This is a genomic window from Sphingobium sp. ZW T5_29 (assembly GCF_044987515.1).
GTDB lineage: Bacteria > Pseudomonadota > Alphaproteobacteria > Sphingomonadales > Sphingomonadaceae > Sphingobium.
On the sequence record NZ_JBJDRM010000014.1, the window covers coordinates 35,181 to 55,570 of the forward strand.

At 63.0% G+C, this 20,390-nt stretch carries 22 protein-coding genes; 20 read left to right on the forward strand and 2 right to left on the reverse strand.

The genetic code is table 11. From position 1 onward, the window contains the following. From ACI3KQ_RS12815 to tatC, 5 genes are read left to right on the forward strand one after another with little or no spacing between them, the layout of a single operon-like run. Positions 1-777 (forward strand): segregation and condensation protein A, encoded by a 777-nt coding sequence (locus ACI3KQ_RS12815; protein ID WP_404958325.1) that lies wholly within the window; start codon positions 1-3, stop codon positions 775-777. Continuing rightward, entirely contained in the window at positions 774-1,367 is a 594-nt protein-coding gene (gene scpB, locus ACI3KQ_RS12820) for an SMC-Scp complex subunit ScpB (RefSeq protein WP_404958181.1), read from the forward strand. The genes ACI3KQ_RS12815 and scpB overlap by 4 nt, the downstream gene beginning before the upstream one ends. A gap of 28 nt (positions 1,368-1,395) precedes the next feature. Next, positions 1,396-1,632 (forward strand): twin-arginine translocase TatA/TatE family subunit, encoded by a 237-nt coding sequence (locus ACI3KQ_RS12825; protein WP_404958183.1) that lies wholly within the window; start codon positions 1,396-1,398, stop codon positions 1,630-1,632. Positions 1,633-1,661: 29 nt separating this feature from the next. Next, positions 1,662-2,078 (forward strand): Sec-independent protein translocase protein TatB, encoded by a 417-nt coding sequence (gene tatB, locus ACI3KQ_RS12830; RefSeq protein WP_404958185.1) that lies wholly within the window; start codon positions 1,662-1,664, stop codon positions 2,076-2,078. Then, positions 2,075-2,860 carry a twin-arginine translocase subunit TatC gene (gene tatC, locus ACI3KQ_RS12835; protein WP_404958187.1) on the forward strand — a complete coding sequence of 262 codons (786 nt, stop codon included), beginning with the start codon at positions 2,075-2,077 and terminating at the stop codon, positions 2,858-2,860. Before tatB ends, tatC begins: the two co-directional genes overlap by 4 nt. Positions 2,861-2,913: 53 nt before the next feature. Here the strand turns inward: tatC and ACI3KQ_RS12840 are convergent, their stop codons facing one another. Both ACI3KQ_RS12840 and ACI3KQ_RS12845 read right to left on the reverse strand, forming a co-directional pair. Next, positions 2,914-3,042, reverse strand: a complete 129-nt coding sequence (locus ACI3KQ_RS12840; protein WP_167301911.1) for an entericidin A/B family lipoprotein — start codon at positions 3,040-3,042, stop codon at positions 2,914-2,916. Positions 3,043-3,427: 385 nt separating this feature from the next. Beyond that, positions 3,428-4,360, reverse strand: a complete 933-nt coding sequence (locus ACI3KQ_RS12845) for a cell wall hydrolase (RefSeq protein WP_404958190.1) — start codon at positions 4,358-4,360, stop codon at positions 3,428-3,430. A gap of 208 nt (positions 4,361-4,568) precedes the next feature. Here ACI3KQ_RS12845 and ACI3KQ_RS12850 point away from each other — a divergent pair, with 208 nt between their 5' ends. The 15 genes from ACI3KQ_RS12850 (at position 4,569) to murB (ending at position 20,349) form a co-directional block, all read left to right on the forward strand. Continuing rightward, positions 4,569-5,564 carry a cysteine synthase A gene (locus ACI3KQ_RS12850; RefSeq protein WP_404958327.1) on the forward strand — a complete coding sequence of 332 codons (996 nt, stop codon included), beginning with the start codon at positions 4,569-4,571 and terminating at the stop codon, positions 5,562-5,564. Positions 5,565-5,604: 40 nt separating this feature from the next. Then, positions 5,605-5,910, forward strand: coding sequence for a hypothetical protein (locus tag ACI3KQ_RS12855; RefSeq protein WP_404958192.1), 306 nt, complete (start codon positions 5,605-5,607; stop codon positions 5,908-5,910). 391 nt (positions 5,911-6,301) lie between these two features. Continuing rightward, positions 6,302-6,799, forward strand: a complete 498-nt coding sequence (locus ACI3KQ_RS12860) for a division/cell wall cluster transcriptional repressor MraZ (RefSeq protein WP_404958194.1) — start codon at positions 6,302-6,304, stop codon at positions 6,797-6,799. Continuing rightward, positions 6,796-7,758 (forward strand): 16S rRNA (cytosine(1402)-N(4))-methyltransferase RsmH, encoded by a 963-nt coding sequence (gene rsmH / locus ACI3KQ_RS12865; protein ID WP_404958196.1) that lies wholly within the window; start codon positions 6,796-6,798, stop codon positions 7,756-7,758. Before ACI3KQ_RS12860 ends, rsmH begins: the two co-directional genes overlap by 4 nt. Beyond that, positions 7,755-8,405 carry a colicin transporter gene (locus ACI3KQ_RS12870; protein WP_404958198.1) on the forward strand — a complete coding sequence of 217 codons (651 nt, stop codon included), beginning with the start codon at positions 7,755-7,757 and terminating at the stop codon, positions 8,403-8,405. The genes rsmH and ACI3KQ_RS12870 overlap by 4 nt, the downstream gene beginning before the upstream one ends. Beyond that, on the forward strand, positions 8,405-10,111 hold the full coding sequence (locus ACI3KQ_RS12875; protein ID WP_404958200.1) for a peptidoglycan D,D-transpeptidase FtsI family protein: 1,707 nt from the start codon (positions 8,405-8,407) through the stop codon (positions 10,109-10,111). Before ACI3KQ_RS12870 ends, ACI3KQ_RS12875 begins: the two co-directional genes overlap by 1 nt. Then, positions 10,111-11,553: a UDP-N-acetylmuramoyl-L-alanyl-D-glutamate--2,6-diaminopimelate ligase gene (locus tag ACI3KQ_RS12880; RefSeq protein ID WP_404958202.1), complete on the forward strand. Its 1,443-nt coding sequence runs from the start codon at positions 10,111-10,113 to the stop codon at positions 11,551-11,553. The genes ACI3KQ_RS12875 and ACI3KQ_RS12880 overlap by 1 nt, the downstream gene beginning before the upstream one ends. Next, complete coding sequence (gene murF / locus ACI3KQ_RS12885; protein WP_404958329.1) at positions 11,550-12,935, forward strand: UDP-N-acetylmuramoyl-tripeptide--D-alanyl-D-alanine ligase; 1,386 nt, start codon at positions 11,550-11,552, stop codon at positions 12,933-12,935. Before ACI3KQ_RS12880 ends, murF begins: the two co-directional genes overlap by 4 nt. 6 nt (positions 12,936-12,941) lie before the next feature. Then, the gene (mraY, locus tag ACI3KQ_RS12890; RefSeq protein WP_404958204.1) at positions 12,942-14,015 is read left to right on the forward strand and encodes a phospho-N-acetylmuramoyl-pentapeptide-transferase; all 1,074 of its coding nucleotides are present in this window, start codon (positions 12,942-12,944) and stop codon (positions 14,013-14,015) included. A gap of 5 nt (positions 14,016-14,020) precedes the next feature. After that, positions 14,021-15,352, forward strand: coding sequence for a UDP-N-acetylmuramoyl-L-alanine--D-glutamate ligase (gene murD / locus ACI3KQ_RS12895; protein ID WP_404958206.1), 1,332 nt, complete (start codon positions 14,021-14,023; stop codon positions 15,350-15,352). 31 nt (positions 15,353-15,383) lie between these two features. After that, entirely contained in the window at positions 15,384-16,586 is a 1,203-nt protein-coding gene (locus ACI3KQ_RS12900; protein ID WP_404958208.1) for an FtsW/RodA/SpoVE family cell cycle protein, read from the forward strand. After that, complete coding sequence (gene murG, locus ACI3KQ_RS12905; protein WP_404958210.1) at positions 16,583-17,749, forward strand: undecaprenyldiphospho-muramoylpentapeptide beta-N-acetylglucosaminyltransferase; 1,167 nt, start codon at positions 16,583-16,585, stop codon at positions 17,747-17,749. Before ACI3KQ_RS12900 ends, murG begins: the two co-directional genes overlap by 4 nt. A gap of 67 nt (positions 17,750-17,816) precedes the next feature. Further along, positions 17,817-19,253, forward strand: coding sequence for a UDP-N-acetylmuramate--L-alanine ligase (gene murC, locus ACI3KQ_RS12910; RefSeq protein ID WP_404958211.1), 1,437 nt, complete (start codon positions 17,817-17,819; stop codon positions 19,251-19,253). Then, on the forward strand, positions 19,253-19,450 hold the full coding sequence (locus tag ACI3KQ_RS12915; protein WP_404958213.1) for a hypothetical protein: 198 nt from the start codon (positions 19,253-19,255) through the stop codon (positions 19,448-19,450). The genes murC and ACI3KQ_RS12915 overlap by 1 nt, the downstream gene beginning before the upstream one ends. Then, positions 19,432-20,349, forward strand: a complete 918-nt coding sequence (murB, locus tag ACI3KQ_RS12920; protein WP_404958214.1) for a UDP-N-acetylmuramate dehydrogenase — start codon at positions 19,432-19,434, stop codon at positions 20,347-20,349. The genes ACI3KQ_RS12915 and murB overlap by 19 nt, the downstream gene beginning before the upstream one ends. Positions 20,350-20,390: the final 41 nt, after the last annotated feature.

Consider the following 20,390-nt stretch of genomic DNA (forward strand, 5'->3'; position numbering starts at 1 on the left):
GTGGACGAAAGACCCTCGTCCGCAGCCCGCGCCGACGTGCTGACAGTCAGCTTCGACAGTTGGGAAGGCCCGCTTGACCTTCTGCTTGCCCTGGCTCGTTCGCAGAAGGTCGATCTGCGCGAAATCTCCATCCTTGCGCTGGTCGAACAATATCTTGCCCATATCGAAGGCGCGCGAAAGCTGAAGCTGGAACTGGCGGCTGATTATCTGGTGATGGCCGCCTGGCTCGCTTATCTGAAATCGGCGCTTCTGCTGCCGCGTGAGGCGCAGCCCGAACCCGCACCGGAAGAACTGGCCCTGCGGCTCCAGTTACGGCTTCAGCGACTGCAGGCCATGCGGGAAGCCAGCGCCCGGCTGATGGCCAGCGATCGGGTTGGCCGCGACGTGTTCGTGCGCCCACATCCTGAAGGATTGCGGCTGGTCCGCCGCGCGAAGTGGACGGCCAGTCTGTTCGATCTGCTGCAATGCTATGGGCAGATCCGTGCCCGGACGCAGCCCGTCGTTCATATGGTCGTGGCGCGCCCGGTCATGACGCTTGATGAAGCGATCCAGCGCGTCGGCGCATTGTTGGGCGCGGCGATCGACTGGACGGCGCTGCAATCTTTTCTGCCCACCGGTCAGGATGATGCCATGGCGAAATCCGCGCTCGCCAGCAGCTTTGTCGCAGCGCTGGAACTGGCGCGGCAGGGGCGGCTGGAAATCCAGCAGCAAGGGATATTCGAACCGATCTTCCTGCGTGCGGCGCTGCCCGAACATGGTGGAGCGCTATTGCCGTGACGCAGGAACCCGACGATTTCATCCGCGCGGTAGAAGCTGCGCTCTTCGTTGCGGAACATCCGCTGTCCCTGACGGAATTGCGCCAGCATGTCGGCGACGGGGGCGACCTGTCCGCCACCCTGGCGACGCTGACCGGCCATTATGCCGGGCGCGGCGTCAATCTGGTGGAGCGGGGCGGGCGGTGGCATTTCCAGACGGCCGCCGACCTTGCCCACATTTTGCGCCGGGAAAAGGACGAAAGCCGCAAATTGTCGCGCGCAGCCATGGAAACGCTGGCGATTATCGCCTATCATGAACCCGTCAGCCGCGCCGAGATAGAGGCCATTCGCGGCGTTCAGGTGGCGAAGGGCACGCTCGACGTGCTGATGGAGGCAGGCTGGGTCCGTCCCGCCGGGCGGCGCGAAGTGCCGGGGCGGCCTCTGATCTATACGACGACAGTAGAATTCCTGTCACATTTCGGGCTTAGCAGCCGCCGTGACCTTCCCGGACTGGACGATCTGCGGGCTGCTGGATTGCTCGATCCGGTTGATCTGGCGCTGGAAGGGCTGGGTGCTCAATCCGGTCTGGAAAATGACGATGAAGACGCCTAGATAGGTTGGGTTTCAGGAGTACGTTCAAATGGGTTCCTTTTCATTGATGCATTGGGTCATCGTCCTCCTGGTGGTGATGCTGCTATTTGGTGGTGGTCGCATTTCCGGCCTGATGGGCGACGTCGCAAAAGGCATTAAGAGCTTCAAAAAGGGGATGGCGGACGACGATGATGTCACGCCCACCAAGCCCGCGACCCGTCTTGAAGGGCATCGCGTGCCTGAACAGGACGCGCCGACCGCCACGGAAGAAAAGACCAAGGCCTGATCTTTCCACCGACCGGGCGGTAGACGCGCATGTTCGATATCGGTTCGACCGAACTTTTGCTGATCGTGATCATCGCGGTGATCGTGATCGGTCCCAAGGACTTGCCTCGCGCCTTGTACAAGGTGGGACAGGTTCTGGGGAAAGCGCGCGGCATGGCCCGCCATTTCCGCACCGGAGTCGATGCAATGGTGCGCGAAGTGGAGATGGAGGAACTGGAAAAGAAATGGGCCGACCAGAACCGTCGCATCATGGAAGAACATCCGTCGGAAACGCCGTCCGTCGTTGATGCGGAGCCGTCTTCCTCGGCGACAGATGGCGTGACTCCGCCGTCATCGCCGCCACCTTTCGTGGCCCAGTCCGCGCCCGCAGCGCCCGCTCCGGCAAGTGATGGCCCGCCCTATCTTGTGGCTCAACCCGATACGAGCAAGGGCGACCCCGCCGCATGATGGACATTGACGACAGCAAAGCGCCGCTGCTCGAACATTTGATCGAACTGCGCGGACGGCTTTTGAAATGCGTGTGGGCTTTGTTCCTGACAGGCGCCGTCTGCTTCTATTTCTCGGAGCAATTGTTCGCTTTCCTGGTCCACCCGCTGAAGGAAGCCTTTGGCGATGGCGGCGGGCGTCTGGTCTACACGAAACTTTACGAAGCCTTTTTCGTGCAGGTAAAAGTCGCGATATTCGGCGCTTTCTGTCTGTCCTTCCCCATTATCGCCAACCAGCTCTGGGCCTTTGTAGCGCCCGGTCTCTATGCCAAGGAAAAGAAGGCGCTGCTGCCATTTCTGGTCATGACGCCGGTGCTGTTCCTGATGGGCGCCAGTCTGGCCTATTATGTGGTGATGCCCACCGCCTTTCACTTTTTCCTGCAGTTTCAGGGCAATAGCGGTGGTCTTCAAGTGGAGGCCCTGCCCAGCACCGACGCCTATCTGACGCTGGTGATGCAGTTCATTCTGGCGTTCGGCATCAGTTTCCTGATGCCCGTGCTGTTGATGTTGCTCAACCGCGCCGGTTTCGTCACCCGCGCTCAATTGATCGGGCTGCGGCGTTACATGATCGTGGCCGCGTTCGTGGTGGCCGCCGTGCTGACGCCGCCCGATGTAGTGTCGCAACTGATGCTCGCAATCCCGCTACTGCTGCTTTATGAAATCACGATCGTCGCGATATGGTTCACCGACCGCCGAAAAGTGGTCGAAACCGACGTCACCGATACCTCTGACGCGCCCATGTAAAAAGGGCTCGCGCAATGCGAGCCCTTCGACAGACGCTACGGCGTCCGCCTTGCTTAATCAGCTGCGTCTTCGACGGCCTGGCCAGCACTCTGCACGTCTTTGCCTGCGCCTTCTACGGTGTTGCATGCCGCTACCATCAGCGAACCGGAAAGCAGCAGGGCGGCAAGGATCTTCTTGGTCATGTTAGTCTCCTTAAAACTTGGCCGACTGGGCACGCCAAGTCAGCAGCGGAAACAAAACCCATGGAGTTGGAATACGTTCCGCATCCGCAAACATCTTCAAAAAGAAGGAAATACCCCGAAAATAGCTGAGCCCGGAACGCGTCGGGGGGGGGGGAGAAGCGTTCCGGGCTCATTTTTTTTGGACAGCAAGAGCGGGGGGCAAAAGATTTGCTATCCGAGGTGTAGAACCCCCGTCCTTTGAATTTGGTTCCCCTGATATTCGTGATCCTAAAATATTAAAATGCGCTCATATCTCAACAGGTTGGCGATTCTTCCCCATTATCCATGAAAAAAATTCACCTTTTCCCTGTTGCGTGGCCAGGCGCAAACCGGCTTCATCGACCTGTCAGATGCGGGGGCGACCTGTATTTCGATACTCCGGGCGGATAGTGGACTGCGGCAGCGCTGCCTCCTCCATCGCATCTGCGCTAGTGGCCGACGTCGGTTGAACGCCGTCATGCACTTTGGCCACATTATAAGGGGGAGCGGCCACGAAAGGAGCGGGCGGCGAAGGCCGGAATGAAGGGCCGGACTGATATTCGCGCCCGGAATAGGAAATGCGGAAAGAGGCTGGAGCGCCTTTTACCCCGGGCATCCGGTAAAAAATATGCGCGCCGACGATGGCGACCGGGTTCAGTGACGGTGCCCAACTGGGTCTGACCGCCAGCGTGTGGTAGAAAGTCGCAAGCCCTACCGGTGCATAGGCCTTCCCGGAAAGCGCTTCCTGCGCGATTCGTCGGGCTCGCGCCCAGCTTTGCCGGTCACTTGCGCGCGCCATCGACCCGTCGCAACTGAACGTGAACTGGCAGCGGAGATCCGTTCTTTCCGATCCCTGATAGACGACGCCGCAAACGCTGTTCGGCCAGAGCGGGCTGCGCACTCGGTTCAACACGACCTGGGCGACGGCCCGCTGACCCTCCTGCGGTTCGTTGCCAGCTTCATAATAAATCGCCGACGTCAGGCAGTTGAGCGCGCGATAGCTGTCGAGCGCCGTCACCCCGCGAAAGACCGCAGCCGGTGCCGCTGGAGACGCGTCAAGCGTCAACACCGCGGTGCTGGCGGTTGGCCGGTAAGCGGGCAGGCGGTCGAACAATCCCTGGGCAAAGAAGAAGGCGGAACCTGGAAAGTTGGCGCCCGGCTCTTCTGCCAGGTCTTCCCGCGCGGCGGCGGCGTCCAGCAGGTCGAGCGGCGCCGCGGTGATCAGGCGCGGCGCGCCCAGCGCCAGCAACGCCAGCGCGGCGATCACCCCATGCCTTTTCCCTGCGCCCACTCGTGCCAAGTCGTACCGTTCCTGAAAAAGCCGGAAAATCGCTTCTTCCCAAGGGCGTTAGAGTAAAAAACTTGCGATTTCCTGATCAAATTCAGGCCTGTCCCGCGCCGGGACAATGTCATCGCCAAATGTTACGGCCTATCCGCCAAGCGTCTCTTTTGCCGGATCATCATTCCCTTGCTTGGCAAGGGTCATGTCCCTCCGCTATGCCAACGCCATGCTGGTTCAAAAAGATAGCCTCGCCCTGATAGGCAACACGCCCATGGTGCGCCTTGCCGGGCCTTCAAAGGAAACGGGCTGCGACATTTTCGCCAAATGCGAATTTGCCAATCCCGGTGCGTCCGTGAAGGACCGCGCCGCGCTGTTCATCGTCAACGATGCGGAGGAAAAGGGGCTGTTGCAGCCTGGCGGCACCATTGTCGAAGGGACTGCGGGCAATACCGGCATCGGCTTGGCGCTGGTCGCCAATGCCAAGGGGTATAAAAGCATCATCGTCATGCCGGAAACGCAAAGCCGGGAGAAGATGGACACGCTACGCGCCCTGGGCGCGGAGCTGGTCACGGTGCCCGCAGCCGCCTATTCTAACCCCGGCCATTTCGTCCACACATCCCGCCGGATCGCGGAGGAGACGAAAAATGCGGTCTGGGCCAACCAGTTCGACAATACCGCCAATCGCAAGGCGCATATCGTTGGCACTGCCGAGGAAATCTGGACCCAGATGGACGGGCAGGTTGACGGCTTCACCTGCGCGGCGGGGACCGGCGGCACCATTGCTGGCGTGGGCCTGGGTCTCAAGGCGCATGATGAGGATATCACCATTGCCCTGACCGACCCCCATGGCGCGGCGCTCTATAATTATTACGCTCATGGCGAATTGAAGGCGGAAGGGTCTTCGGTCGCCGAAGGCATTGGCCAGGGGCGCATCACCGCCAATTTGGAAGGCGCGCCCATCGACACGCAGTTCAGGATTTCCGACGAGGAAGGCCTGCTGTGGGTCCGGCGACTGCTGGCGGAAGAGGGGCTGTGCCTTGGTCTTTCGTCGGGCATCAACGTTGCGGGCGCAGTCGCGTTGGCGAAGGAGCTTGGTCCGGGCAAGCGGATCGTCACCATCCTGTGCGACACGGGCTTCCGCTATTTGTCCACTTTGTACAATCGTGATTGGCTGGAAGCGAAGGGGTTGACGATATTCCCTTGGCTCGCGCACAATCGCTGACAGCCGACACAGGTCGCGGCGGCGAAGAAAAGAGCATTGAATGGCTGAAACACCCCGCCGTCAGGAAGGGTTGCAGCGCGTCCAGATCGGCCTCACGGGGCTGGCGGGCGTGGTTCTGCTGGTCGGTTTGGCCAACATCGTGATCGACAAGGCGCGGGTCGATGACGCCGCCATGCCGCCGCCAGCCGTCCCGACACTGGAACTGAACGCGGTCGCGCCCAAAGAGCCACTGGCTGAACTGGGCGTGCAGCCCGCACCTGAACAGGCGCCGATTGTGCCTGATCTTCAGCCCGATCCCAATCTGAAAAAGCCGATGGATCAGGACCTTCAGCCAACGGAGCCTTGAGCCTCCGCGCCTGCCGTCCTGCGCTGACATGCCATGTCACCCTTTGCGGTGCTTGACCGCCCCGTGCCCCCTTATCCCTCAACCCCGTTCAGGCTCAGGGCGAACGGCAAAAAAGGTGGTGCCGATTCAAAGTTCGTAGCTCTAGGCCTGGGAGGGCATTGGTGTGCAATCAAACTTCGGACGGCAAGGGGTCAAAATGCACATTAAAACCAGAACAAAACAGGATTTCCCAGTTTTCCCCTAAATTTCCCTTTTCTTGTCGGCCTCCCCTTGGTATTTGAATGCCATAGGGGTTTTCAGGCTTTGCTAGTCCTGCGGACCGGGCTGCTGTGATGCGGTTCGGCGGCTGACGGCCTGCGCCCTTTTGAACAGAGGGGCAAACGGTCCAAACGTGTCGGAAACCATTCTCTTTACGGGTAACGCATTCAGCGTCGCGGACGGCAAAGGCCGCTTCGTGTTGCCCCTGGAGATGCGTCGGCAGGTCAAGCTGTCCAGCGGCAATGAAAATCGGCTTTATCTCTCGGTCCACGGCGACAACCCCTGCGCCACGGGCTTTGGGGAATCGCACCGCCGCCACCTGTTCAACGAAGTCGAGGACCTGGCCCGCGAAGCGCGTGCGCAGGGCCGCGAATATAATGCCGACCTGGAACTGGAGCGCCGCCTCGGCACCATCGAGGAAGTGAATTTCGACGAAGGCGGGCGCTTTGCCATGCACCCCGATATCAAGGATGAATATGGCATCACCGACGCCGTCTTCTTCTATGGCGTGGGCCGTTACATGCAGCTGTGGAGGCCCGAAACGCTGGTCGATAGCAAGGACCGGCCCGAACTGATCCGCAACAAGGTGCGCCGCTGGCTCGACCAGCGCGATTCGGGAGCCGGCAAGTGACCGCTGTTGCCGCCGATCCCGATCGCCACATTCCCGTACTGCTCGATGAAGTGCTCGACGCTCTCGCCATCAACCCCGGCGAAGTGCATGTCGATGGGACCTTTGGAGCGGGCGGCTATTCCAGCGCCATGGCTGCGCGAGGGGCGCAGGTCTTTGCATTCGACCGTGATCCCGACGCGATTCGCGAAGGGCAGGCGCTCGCCGATGCCAATGGCATCACGCTGATCGAGGGTGAGTTTGCGAGCATGGACGTCCTGTTGGCGGAGCGCGGCGTCGCTTCGGTTTCGGGCGTCACGTTGGACATTGGCGTGTCGTCGATGCAGCTCGACCGGGCGGAGCGCGGCTTTTCCTTCCAGTCCGACGGCCCGCTGGCCATGACGATGAGCCAGTCGGGGATGAGCGCGGCTGACTTCCTTAACACAGCGGCTGAGCAGGACATTGCCGATGTCCTCTACCGCTATGGTGAGGAGCCTCGGTCGCGCCGGGTGGCGCGCGCGATTGTCGACGCCCGGCCGCTGGAACGGACGGCCCAGCTTGCCAGCGTCGTTCGCCGCGCGTTGGGGCACAAGCCGCATGACAAGAAGGACCCCGCCACCCGCACTTTCCAGGCGATCCGCATCCATGTGAATGGTGAACTGGACCAGCTGGAACGTGGGCTGGAAGCGGCCGAGGCGCTGCTGGAGGAAGGCGGCCGCATCGCCGTCGTCACTTTCCACAGTCTGGAAGACCGGATCGTCAAGCAATTCCTCCGCAAGCGTAGCGGTGGAGAAGGAAGTGGTTCGCGCCACCTTCCTGAAAAGCAGGCTGGGGAGGCCCCCACCTTCCTCAAGCCTGCAAAGGCGGTGCGGCCGGGGGATGCGGAACTCGCCCGCAACCCCCGTGCCCGCTCCGCCACATTGCGCAGCGCCGTTCGAACGTCGGCGCCCGTGCCTGCTTCGTCGCGGAGTGCCCGGTCATGATCGCGGTCAAAAGGTTGCAGAGCCTGATCTGGATCCTGCTCGTCGCGCTGGGCGCGCTCGGCGCATATCTGGTGTCGTTGAAGGTCGCGACCGAACGGAATGAACTGATGCGCGTCCAGGCGCAGATCGCCCGTGCCCAATCCGACATCCGCTATCTGGAAACCGAATTCAGTGCGCGTGCCAACATGCGCCAGCTTGAGCGGTGGAACCAGGAAGATTTTCTGTACGCGACGCCTACCGCCCAGCAATATCTGGGCGGTGAGCGGGCGCTGGCGCATCTGGACGGGGTTCAGCCCAATGGACCTGACTATGTCGCGCCGCCGGTGATGGTGGCGATGGTGCAGACGCCCGCCGATCTGCCCTCTGCCCCGCAGGCCGCGCCAGCAAGCCCCGCCGCGACCCAGATTCGCAGCAACATCGCCGTCATTCGTGAAGCGCATGCGGCGGACAATGTCGACAAGATCGCCAAGCCCGCCGCCAGTGGCGCGCAGGACAAGGCCAAGGCTGACGCCGATGTGTCGAAACCCAATCCGCTGGCTCGCCGCGCCGAACGCATGGCGATGCTGGATGCAAAGCTGCTGGATGACAGCACCATCAGCGATATCAGTGACAAGGCCGCACGCGAGCGCAAGAAGAGGACGCACTGATGGCGACGATCATCGTGCAGCCGGGTGGTGCGCGCGCAGGCAAGCAGCGGATCGACCTCACCGCCGTCGCGCACAACCGGCTGATGTTGTTGCTGATCCTGTTCCTCGGCATCACGGCTGTGCTGATCCTGCGGCTGACCTGGGTCGGCATTTTTTCGGGCAATGGCCGGGATGGAGTCGCCGGTGCGGGCCTGCTGCCCGCGCGCGCCGATATTGTCGATCGCAACGGCGTGCCGCTGGCGCGGACCATGGATGCCTATTCGGTGGCGGTGCGCCCGTCCAAGCTGATCGGCGAACCCGCCGAGCTGGCGCGCAAGCTGCACGAAATCTTCCCCGACGAACCCGAAACGTCCTTTTACAAGGCGTTGACCGGAAAGGGCTGGGCCTATCTGCGCCGCCGCGCGCTGCCCGAAGAAGTGGCGGCGGTGAACGCGCTGGGTGAAATCGGCATCGAATTCCCGCGCGAAAAGGAACGCCTTTATCCGCAGCGCAGCCTGGCCGCCCATGTGCTGGGCTTTGCGCCGAACCGGGAAGGTGTCGGCGGGATGGGCGTCGAATCCGCGTTCAACGACCGCCTGACCGACGCGGCGCTTCGCGGTCAGCCTTTCGCCATTTCCATTGACAGCCGGGTGCAAGGCGCGCTGGAAAGCGAGCTTTATGCGCAGATGGTTGCGCAAAATGCCAAGGGCGCAGGCGGCGTCATTCTGGACGCCAACACTGGCGAAATAATCGCCATGGCGTCCATCCCCGTGTTCGACCCCAACAAGCTGGCCAATTATGCGGGCAAGACATGCAGCCAGTCGCCGCTCTGCAATCACATGGTCCAGGCGCGCTATGAGCTTGGCTCGACATTCAAGCCTCTGTCGATTGCCGCGGCCATGGATCGCGGCGTCGTCACGTCTATGGGCAAGCGCTACGACGCCACCGCGCCGCTCGCCGTCGCGGGCTTCCGTATCAAGGATGATCATGCGCTTGGCCGCTGGCTCAATGTGCCGGAAATCCTGGTGCACAGCTCGAACATCGGCACTGCCCGGATCGCGGACGAAATGGGCGCTGAATCCATGCAGCAGCTTTTCCGCAACCTGCAATTCGACCAACGCGCCCCGATCGAGCTGAAGGAGCGCGCCAAGAGCCTGTGGCCGACCAATTGGGGCCGCATCACCACCATGACCGTGTCCTATGGCCATGGCATCGCCGTAACGCCTTTGCATCTCGCTTCGGCTTATGCCGCGCTTGTGAACGGCGGCATCTGGCGCCCCGCGACGCTGCGCAAACTCCATGCTAATGAAGTGCCGGAGGGGCATCGCGTCTTTTCCGCCGCCACCAGCGCCCGTATGCGCCAACTGTTGCGGATGATCGTCGCCGCGGGTACAGGTCGCAGCGCCGACGCCAAGGGATTCCGGGTGGGCGGCAAGACGGGCTCCGCTGAGAAGCCTGAAGAAGGCCGGTATAATAAGAGTTCTCTGGTGACGACTTTTGCGTCCGCATTTCCGATGGACAATCCCCGCTATGTTGTGCTGACCATGATGGACGAGCCGAAAGGCAACGCCCAGACATTCGGCCTGCGCACTGCCGCATGGACAGCCGCGCCGGTGGTCAAGCGGGTGGTGGAGCGGGTCGGACCGATGCTGGGCGTCCTGCCTGACGAGCGACGCGACGTCGATATTTCCGACCTCATGCCCCTGCTCGGCAAGGAGGATCATTGATGCGCCTGGGATCGCTGGTCGATGGGCTGGACGCCCGGATCGATCCCGGCGCGCCGCTGGAATCGGTGGTGTCGGGCTTTGCGATCGACAATCGGAAAGTAGCGCCCGGAACCGTCTTCGGCGCCTTTCAGGGCCTGCGCGTCAATGGCGAAGACTTCATTCCCGACGCTGTCCGTGCGGGAGCGGTAGCGGTCGTCGCACGCCCGCAGGCGACGGTGGAAGGCGCGGTGCACATCGCCCACGACAATCCCCGCCGCCTGTTCGCCTTGCTCGCCGCGCGCTATTTCGCGCCTTTCCCCGATGTGACCGTTGCCGTCACCGGCACGAACGGCAAAACATCGACCGTCGAACTGGCCCGCCAGCTGTGGCGGATGCTGGGGCATCATTCCGCATCCATCGGCACGCTGGGCGTGACTACATCCGTCGATCAGGTGTCGACCGGCCTCACCACGCCGGACATCGTCACATTTCTGTCCAACATGTCGGGCCTCAGGCGCGAAGGCATCAGCCACGCCGCTTTCGAAGCGTCCAGCCACGGCCTTGCCCAATATCGGACGGAGGGCCTGCCTGTGTTGGCGGCGGCCTTCACCAACCTGTCGCGCGATCATCTCGACTATCATGGCGACATGGACAGCTATTTTGACGCGAAGATGCGGCTGTTTGATGAAGTTGTCGCGCCCGACGGGACGGCCATCGTGTGGGCTGACGACCAATGGTCGGACAAGGTGATCCAGCGAGCTACGAAGCGGGGGCTTCGTGTGCTGAGCGTCGGGGTGCAGGGGCAGGCATTGCGTCTTGCCAACCGCACCCCGACCCAGTTGGGCCAGACGCTGGAGGTCGAGGCCGATGGCAAGCTCCATAGGGTTAACCTGCCGCTGATCGGCGCTTATCAGGCTGCGAACGCTTTGACCGCGGCCGCGCTGGTGATCGCAGGCGGGGAGGATGCGGCGAAGGTCCTTGAACTGCTCGGTCGGGTCCAGCCGGTGCGCGGTCGCCTTGAACGCGCCGTCATCACGAAGGCGGGCGCGCCTGTCTATGTCGATTATGCCCATACGCCCGATGGCCTGCGCGCTGCGATCGATGCGCTGCGCCCCCACACAGCTGGCCGCCTGATCGCCTTGTTCGGCGCGGGCGGCGACCGCGACGCTGGCAAGCGGCCGCAGATGGGCAAGGTGGCGGCGGAGCTTGCCGACCATGTCATCGTAACCGACGATAATCCTCGTTCCGAAGATCCATCGACCATTCGTGCCGCCGTCATGGCGGGTGCGCCGGGTGCGGAGGAGATTGGCGGTCGTCGCGACGCCATCGCCGCCGCCATCGCGCAGGCCGGTGCGGACGATATCGTCCTGCTTGCCGGCAAGGGCCACGAACAGGGCCAGATCATCGGCGACCGCGTCCTGCCGTTCGACGATGTCGCCGTGGCGCGGGAGTGCGCGGGTTGAGCCCGTTATGGACATCCGATGAAATCGCGCAGGCCGCGGGGGGCGTCGCATCGGCGCCCTTCGCCGTTTCGGGCGTCGCTTTCGACAGCCGGGAAGTGACTGGCGGGGACCTGTTCGTGGCGATGAAGGGCGAATCGACCGACGGCCATCGCTTCATCGGCAAGGCGTTTGAACAGGGCGCGTCCGGCGCGATCGTCAGCGAACCGATCGAACAGCCGCACGTGCTGGTCAAGGATAGCGCGGCGGCGCTGGAGGCGCTGGGCCGCGCATCCCGTCAACGGATGGTGGGCAAGGTGATTGGCGTCACCGGTTCGGTCGGGAAAACCGGCACGAAGGAAGCGCTGTTCCACGCACTCGACCGTATCCGCCCCGGCGAAGTGCATCGTTCGGTCAAGAGCTATAATAATCATGTCGGCGTGCCGCTCAGCCTGTCGCGCATGCCGCGTTCGTCGGCGTTCGGCATATTTGAAATGGGGATGAACCATGCGGGCGAACTGGCGGAACTGACCCGGCAGGTCCGGCCTCATGTCGCCATCGTGACCGCGATCGCGCCCGCCCATATCGAATTTTTCGGGACCGAAACCGCGATCGCGCAGGCGAAGGCGGAAATATTCGAAGGGCTGGAGCCGGACGGGACGGCGATCATTCCCTATGACAGCCCGCATGTCGCGACCCTGTATGACAAGGCGGAACAACATGCCGCCCATGTCCTGACCTTTGGCTTCGATCCCGAAGCGGACGTTCATGTCCGCGACATGGTGCCCGCGGCGAACGGCGGGACGCTGGTAACGGCGAAACTGCCCAGCGCCGAACTATGCTTCACGGTCGGTGCGCCGGGCGAACATTGGGTGTCCAACGCGCTGGCCGTTCTGGCCGCAGTCGAAGCGCTGGGCGGCGACTTGGCCGTGGCTGGCCTGGCCCTTGCCGAAATGCCCGGTCTTCCCGGACGTGGTGAGCGCAGCAGGCTGGCCGTGGGAGAGGGCGAGGCGCTGTTGATCGATGAAAGCTACAATGCCAATCCCGTCAGCATGGCGGCGACGCTGAAGCAACTGGGCCGTGAACAGGCCAGTCGCCGGATCGCGGTGCTGGGCGGCATGCGCGAACTGGGCGACCGCAGCGGCGAATTGCACAGCGGCCTTGCCGATCCGCTGACAGCGGCGAAGGTGGACCATGCCATATTGGTGGGCGCGGAAATGACGCCACTGGCGCAGGCGCTTGCCGGGGTGCTGCCTTTCGACCATGTATCCGACGCTGCCGAAGCAACGCGCCTCATCCAGCATGAAATGCGCGCGGGGGACGCGATCCTGGTCAAGGGGTCGAACGGCATCGGCCTGTCCCGGTTGGTCGCAGCGCTCGTCACTGACAAGAATCTGGGGGGCTGACGATCGATGCTTTACTGGCTTGCCCAAACCATGGATTTCGCGGGGGTCTTCAACCTCGTCCGCTACCTGAGTTTTCGCGCGGGCGCGGCGATTGCGACGGCGCTCATCATCGGGCTTGTCATCGGTCCCCGCTTCATCGGCTGGCTACGTGTGCGGCAGGGCAAGGGTCAGCCGATCCGCGACGACGGTCCGCAAACTCATCTCGCCAAACGCGGGACGCCGACCATGGGTGGCCTGATGATCCTGACGTCGGTGATGGCGTCGGTCCTGTTGTGGATGGACCTGTCGTCCATCTATGTGTGGGCCTGCCTGTTCGTGACGCTGGGTTTCGGAGCGATTGGCTTCCTGGACGATTATGACAAGGTGACGAAGGCGAGCCACAAGGGGCTTTCGGGCAAGATGCGGTTGGTGCTGGAATTCCTGATCGCGGGCTTTGCCGCCTGGCTGATCGTTAATCAGCATGGCAATACGGCGCTCTATCTGCCCTTCTACAATGGCCCGGCGATTGAGCTGGGGCCATTCTACTTCCTGTTCGCCGCTTTCGTGATCGTCGCGTTCGGCAACGCGGTCAACCTGACCGACGGGCTGGACGGGCTGGCCACCATGCCGGTTATCATCGCGTGCATGGCGTTCATGGCGATCGTCTATCTCGTCGGTCGCGCCGATTTTGCCGAATATCTGGGTATTCCGCATGTGCCCGGCGCTGGCAACCTGACCATATTATGTGGCGCTATCATTGGCGCGGGGTTGGCCTTCCTCTGGTTCAACGCGCCGCCCGCCGCCGTGTTCATGGGCGATACCGGCAGTCTGGCGCTAGGCGGCACCATCGGCGTGATCGCGGTGACCGCGCATCATGAAATCGTGCTGGGCGTTATCGGCGGCCTGTTCGTGGTGGAGGCGATGAGCGTCATCATACAGGTCTTTTTCTACAAGCGCACGGGCAAGCGCGTGTTCCGCATGGCACCCATCCATCATCATTTCGAACAGCTGGGCTGGGCCGAACCGACCGTCGTGATCCGTTTCTGGATCATCTCGTTCGTGCTGGCGCTCGCTGGCCTTGCCACGCTGAAGTTGAGGTAACCGGGATGGGCATTGTTTCCACCGCCGCCTTTGCTGGCAAGACCTACGCGGTCCTGGGCCTGGCCCGTTCCGGCCTCGCCACCGTCGAAACGCTGGTCGCCAGCGGCGCGCGCGTGGTCGCCTGGGACAACCGGGATGAAGCGCGCGCAGTTGTGGCTGACAAGGCCGAACTTGCCGACCCGCTCGACATCGATCTTGCGGGCTTCGACGGGGTGGTCGTGTCGCCGGGCGTGCCGCTGAACAAACATCCCATCGCCATGCACGCAAAGCTCGCAGGCGTGCCCGTGATCGGCGACATCGAATTGTTCGCGCTCGCCCGCCCGACATTGCCCGCGCATCGGGTCGTCGCCATCACCGGCACCAACGGCAAATCGACCACGACCGCGCTCGTCCACCATATCATCGAAACGGCGGGCATCCCGACCCGCATGGGTGGCAATATCGGGTTGCCGATACTGGGGCAGGACCCGCTGCCGGACGGCGGCATCTACGTCCTGGAACTGTCCAGCTACCAGATCGACCTGACGCACAGCCTTGATTGCGATGTTGCAGTGCTGTTGAACATCACGCCGGACCATCTGGACCGCTACAATGGCTTTGAAGGCTATGTCGCGTCGAAGGCGCGGCTGTTCGCCATGCAGTCGGCAGGTCATGTCGCCGTGATCGCGACACAGGATGACCCCAGCCGGGAAATCGCGGACCGATTGTCCTCCCGCAAAGCTTTGATCAGGGTCAACGCGACGGACATCGATCCCGCCGCGCAAGCCGGATGGCCGTCTCTTCAAGGTCCGCACAACGCCCAGAATGCTGCCGTCGCCATCGCCGTCGCCCGCGCGCTGGGCATCGACCAAGCGACGATCGAACGGGGCCTGCAAAGCTACGCCAGCCTGCCGCACCGGATGCAGCGCGTGCGCGAAGTCGGCGGCGTCCTGTATGTCAATGACAGCAAGGCGACCAACCCAGCCTCCACCGCACCGGCGCTGGCGGCTTATCCGCCGGTGAATGGCCGACCCCGGCTGCACTGGATCGTCGGCGGGCTGGCCAAGACTCCTACGTTGGACGAATGCGCGCCCTATTTCGGCAATGTCGCCCATGCCTACACCATCGGTGAAGCGGGCCATATGTTCGCCGACCTGCTGCGCCCGCATATGGCGGTGGACGACAGTGAAATGCTATCGGCCGCCGTTCGCCGCGCCGCAAGGGCGGCGCAACCGGGGGACATCGTGCTGCTTTCGCCCGCTTGCGCCAGTTTCGACCAGTTCCGCGATTTTGAAGCCAGGGGCGACGCCTTCGTGGCGGCCATTGCGGCATTGGAAGAAGGCGGCGTCAGCGGTTAGAAGCCAGGCTGGCGAAGAAGGGGCGACAGGGATGTTCAGGGCAGGCGACCTGGTAAAGGGGTTCCGCAACCACACCGTTCCGCGTGAGCGGACGGCGCTGGCCATCTGGTTCTGGGAAATCGACCGCGTGCTGCTGTCGCTGATCGTCGCGCTGATGGCGATCGGCCTTGTGGCCGTGGCCGCCGCCTCGCCGGTCGCGGCGATCGACCGATCGACCAGCACCGTCGCCGTCACGCCGCTCATTTATTTCTACCGGCAGCTGATCTGGGTCTTCCTGGGCCTGCCGATCATGCTGGTCATCTCCATGCTGCCTCGTCAGCAGGCGCGGCGATTGGCCATGTTCCTTTCCGCCTTCTTCATCGTGATGCTGCTGGCGGTGCCAGTCCTGGGATCGGCGGTGAACGGCGCAAAGCGATGGATCGACTTGCCCGGCTTTCGTTTCCAGCCGTCCGAATTCCTGAAGCCCGCCTATGTCGTCAGCCTCGCCTGGTTGCTGTCCTTGCGCGAAAGGGACGCCAGCCTGCCACTCATCCGGGTGACCGGCGCGGTGACCCTGCTGATCGCGGCGATATTGATGAAGCAGCCGGACTTTGGCCAGACCGTCATCTTCCTCGCCTGCTGGAGCTGCCTGTTGTTGCTGTCCGGCGTGCCGATGCGCGTCATCGGCATATTGGCGGGCGTCGGCCTTGCCGGGCTGGTCGCCATGTACATGTTCTATGAAAATGGCCGCCAGCGCATCAACGACTTCCTGGGGCTGGGTGTCGCGCAGGATGTGGGACCGGACCAGACCGAACTTGCGTTCCGCACCATCACGCATGGCGGCTTCACTGGCGTGGGGCCGGGCGGCGGACAGCACAAGTTCAGCCTGCCCGAAGCGCATACCGACTATATCTTTTCGGTGATCGGGGAAGAATTCGGCCTGCTCGCCTGCATCGGCATCGCCTGCGTCTATCTGGCGATCATCGTCCGGGTGCTGCTGCGCCTGCTGGATGAGGATGATCATTTCACTATCCTCGCCGCTGCGGGTCTCACTACCCAGTTCGGATTGCAGGCAATCATCAACATGGGCGTCAATGCGCAGATATTTCCTTCAAAGGGCATGACGCTGCCCTTTATCAGCTACGGCGGCTCCTCTATGCTGGCGCTTTGTATCGGGGTAGGCCTGTTGCTCGCATTCACGCGGCGCAACCCATTCATGGGTCGGCATACCGTCGTCAAATGGAGTGGCCGATGAGCATTTCCCGTCACTTCGTCCTCGCTGCAGGCGGGACGGGTGGTCATATGATTCCAGCGCACGCCGTGGCGGAGGAGCTTATGGCGCGGGGTCATCATGTCGCGTTGGTGACGGATGAACGCGGCGCGAAGATCCCCGGCATCTTTGACAAGGCGCAGGTGCATGTGCTGCCCGCCGGTCGGATGACGCGCAATCCGCGAAGCTGGCCGGGCGCGCTCAAGGCGATCCTGGCTGGCCGCGCCATGGCCCGCCGCCTCAACGAAACATTCCGTCCCACTGCCGTCGTCGGCTTTGGCGGCTATCCCGCCATGCCCGCGTTGCTTGGCGCGCTGGCGGATGGCATTCCCACCGCGATCCACGAACAGAACGCCGTTCTGGGCCGGGTCAACCGCCTGCTCGCTCGCCGCGTCGATGCCATCGCCACCGCCTATCCCTCGGTCGCGCGGCTGAAGGGCAAATATGCGGACAAGGTGCATCTGGTCGGTAATCCCGTCCGCGAAGAAGTGAAGCTTCTGCGCGAGGAGGAATTTCCCGCGCTGACCGATGAAAGCGTTTTCCGCGTGCTGGTGATCGGCGGCAGCCAGGGCGCGTCCATCCTGTCCAGCGTCGTGCCCGATGGCTTGGGCATGCTGCCGCTCAGCCTGCGCCGTCGCCTGCAAGTGACGCAGCAGTGCCGCGCGGAGGATATTGAGCGTGTCCGTCGTTTCTACGCCGACCTGGAAATCCCCGCCGACCTTGCCACCTATTTCAACGATGTCCCGGAAAAGCTCAGCTGGTCTCATCTGGTCATCGCCCGCGCGGGCGCATCGACGCTGGCGGAACTGACCTGCGCGGGCCGTCCCGCCATATTGGTCCCGCTGCCCAGCGCCATGGACGACCACCAGACCGCCAACGCGCGGGAAATGACCGAAGCGGGCGGCGCGCGCACCATTGCGCAATCGCGCTTCAATGCGGTGGAACTCGCCAAGCAGATGCAGAAGATGGCGCTGGAACCCGGCGCGCTGCAAAATGCTGCCAGGCGTGCCCGCGCCTGCGGACGTCCCAATGCGGCGCGGGACATGGCTGACCTGCTGGAAAGCATCGGCCAGGCGCCGATCATGAACGATCCGCTGCGCGTCGGTCCGGTGCCCACCAGCCTCAATCTGCAGGGCGTCCCTGCGTGAAGAACATCAACCCATCCCTGTTGCGCCTGACCGGCCATCACTATCTGGAATACAAGGAATACCGCGCATGAAGGGTGTCGGCACGGACATCGGCACGATCCATTTCATCGGCATCGGCGGCATCGGCATGTCCGGTATCGCCGAAGTGATGCACAATCTGGGTTACAAGGTTCAGGGCAGCGACGTCGCCGAAGGCTATGTCGTTGAAGGGCTTCGCAAGAAAGGCATCGCGGTGATGATCGGTCATAAGGCCGAAAATCTGGGCGACGCCGCCGTGGTCGTGACCTCCACCGCGATCAAGAAGGGCAATCCCGAAGTCGATCTGGCGCTGGAAAAGCGCGTGCCTGTCATCCGCCGCGCGGAAATGCTGGCGGAACTGATGCGGCTGAAATCCACCGTTGCCATCGCCGGCACGCATGGCAAGACCACGACCACCTCCATGGTAGCGGCGCTGCTGGACGCGGGCGGCGTGGACCCGACCGTTATCAATGGCGGCATCATCAACAGCTATGGGTCGAACGCCCGCCTGGGCAAGAGCGACTGGATGGTGGTCGAAGCGGACGAAAGCGACGGCAGCTTCCTGCGGCTGGACGGCACGCTGGCGGTCGTCACCAATATCGACCCTGAACATCTCGACCATTATGGCAGCTTCGAAAAGGTGAAGGACGCCTTTGTCGAGTTCGTCGAAAATGTGCCCTTCTACGGCGCGGCCATGCTGTGCCTCGACCATCCCGAAGTGCAGGCGATCCTTCCGCGCGTGCAGGACCGCCGCATCGTCACCTACGGCTTTTCGGCGCAGGCCGACATTCGCGGCGAAAATGTCCAGCCAATTCCCGGCGGCAACCGGTTTGACGTGCAGATTCGCGAACGCGACGGATCGATCCGCCGCATCGAAGGCATCGAAATGCCGATGCCCGGCCGTCACAATGTGCTGAACGCCATGGCGGCGATCGGCGTGGCGCTGCAGATGGGTATCGACGACGCGACCATCCAGACCGGCTTTGCCAAATTCGGTGGCGTAAAGCGCCGCTTCACCAAGGTGGGGGAAATCCGCGCCGGACAGGGCGTCGCGACCGTCATCGACGACTATGGTCACCATCCGGTCGAAATCAGGGCTGTGCTCGCCGCCGCGCGGGAAGGCCTGTCTGCTTCGGCAAGTGGCGGGCGCGTCATCGCCGTGGTGCAGCCGCACCGCTATACCCGCCTGCGCGACCTGATGGATGAATTCCAGCAGGCGTTCAACGACGCCGACATCGTCTATGCCGCGCCCGTCTATGCAGCGGGCGAACAGCCGATCACTGGCGTGGACAGCGCCGAACTGGTTGCCGGGCTGAAACGCCGGGGCCACCGCCACGCCGCCACTGTTGACGGCGCGGACGATCTGGCCCGCGCTATCGCCGCCGATTGCCAGGACGGTGACATGATCATCTGCCTGGGTGCTGGGGACATCACCAAATGGGCGGCGGGGCTGGCAGCGGCGGTTGCGGAAAAGGGAGCGGCCTGATGTTCGAACTGTTAAGCGTAGGGCTGGAAATGCAAAAGCGGATGATCGACATCCACATGCAGGGCATCGAAGCAGCGCAGGAGATGGTGGAAACGGCGCAACGCAACGTCGACGCCGGTCTGGCCGACTCTCCGGCGGGACAGGCCGGGACAAAAGCGGTCACGCGCTGGATGCGGCTGTGGGGTATAGGCGCTTGACGCTGACGGCGGCGACCCTTCCCCCGGTTCGCGGCACGCTAAAGGCAGATGCGCCGCTGGCCCCATTGGTCTGGTTCAAGGCGGGCGGACCCGCGCAATGGCTGTTCGAACCGAAGGATGCGCCGGATCTGTCCGATTTCCTGGCGCGCCTTGATCCGGCTATTCCGGTGATGGCGCTGGGTCTCGGTTCCAACCTGATCGTCCGTGACGGCGGCGTGCCGGGCGTGGTCGTGCGACTTGGCAAGCCGTTCGCAAAGGTGGATCGGATCGATGCGACAGCGCTGCGCTGCGGCGGCGGCGCGTCGGGCATTCTTGTGTCCTCCACCGCACGCGACGCTGGGATTGCCGGGCTTGAATTTCTGCGTTCCATTCCCGGCACGGTGGGCGGCTTCGTGAGGATGAACGGCGGCGCCTATGGCCGCGAAACCTGCGACATATTGGTTGAATGCGATGTCGTGTTGCGGTCGGGCGAGCAAGTGACGCTATCGCGGGACGAACTGGATTATACCTACCGCCACAGCAGCCTGGCCGACGGCGCGGTTGTCGTCAGCGCCCTATTTCGCGGCATGCCCGGTGATCCTGTCGCCATCCAGGCGGAAATGGACCGCATCGCCACGGCGCGGGAAGAAAGCCAGCCGCTGCGCAGCAAGACCGGCGGGTCGACCTTCAAAAATCCTGCCGGGCACAAGGCATGGGCGCTGGTGGACGAAGCCGGTTGCCGTGGCCTGCAACTGGGCGGCGCACAGGTATCGGAAAAACACACCAATTTCCTGCTCAACACAGGCGATGCTACCAGCGACGACATAGAGGCGCTGGGCGAAGAAGTTCGCCGCCGGGTGAAGGAAAAAAGCGGCGTCGAACTGGAATGGGAAATTCAGAGGGTGGGGGTGCCCCGGTGAGCACCGCCCCTGACAAAGAGGGCATCCCCATGCCTGGCCCG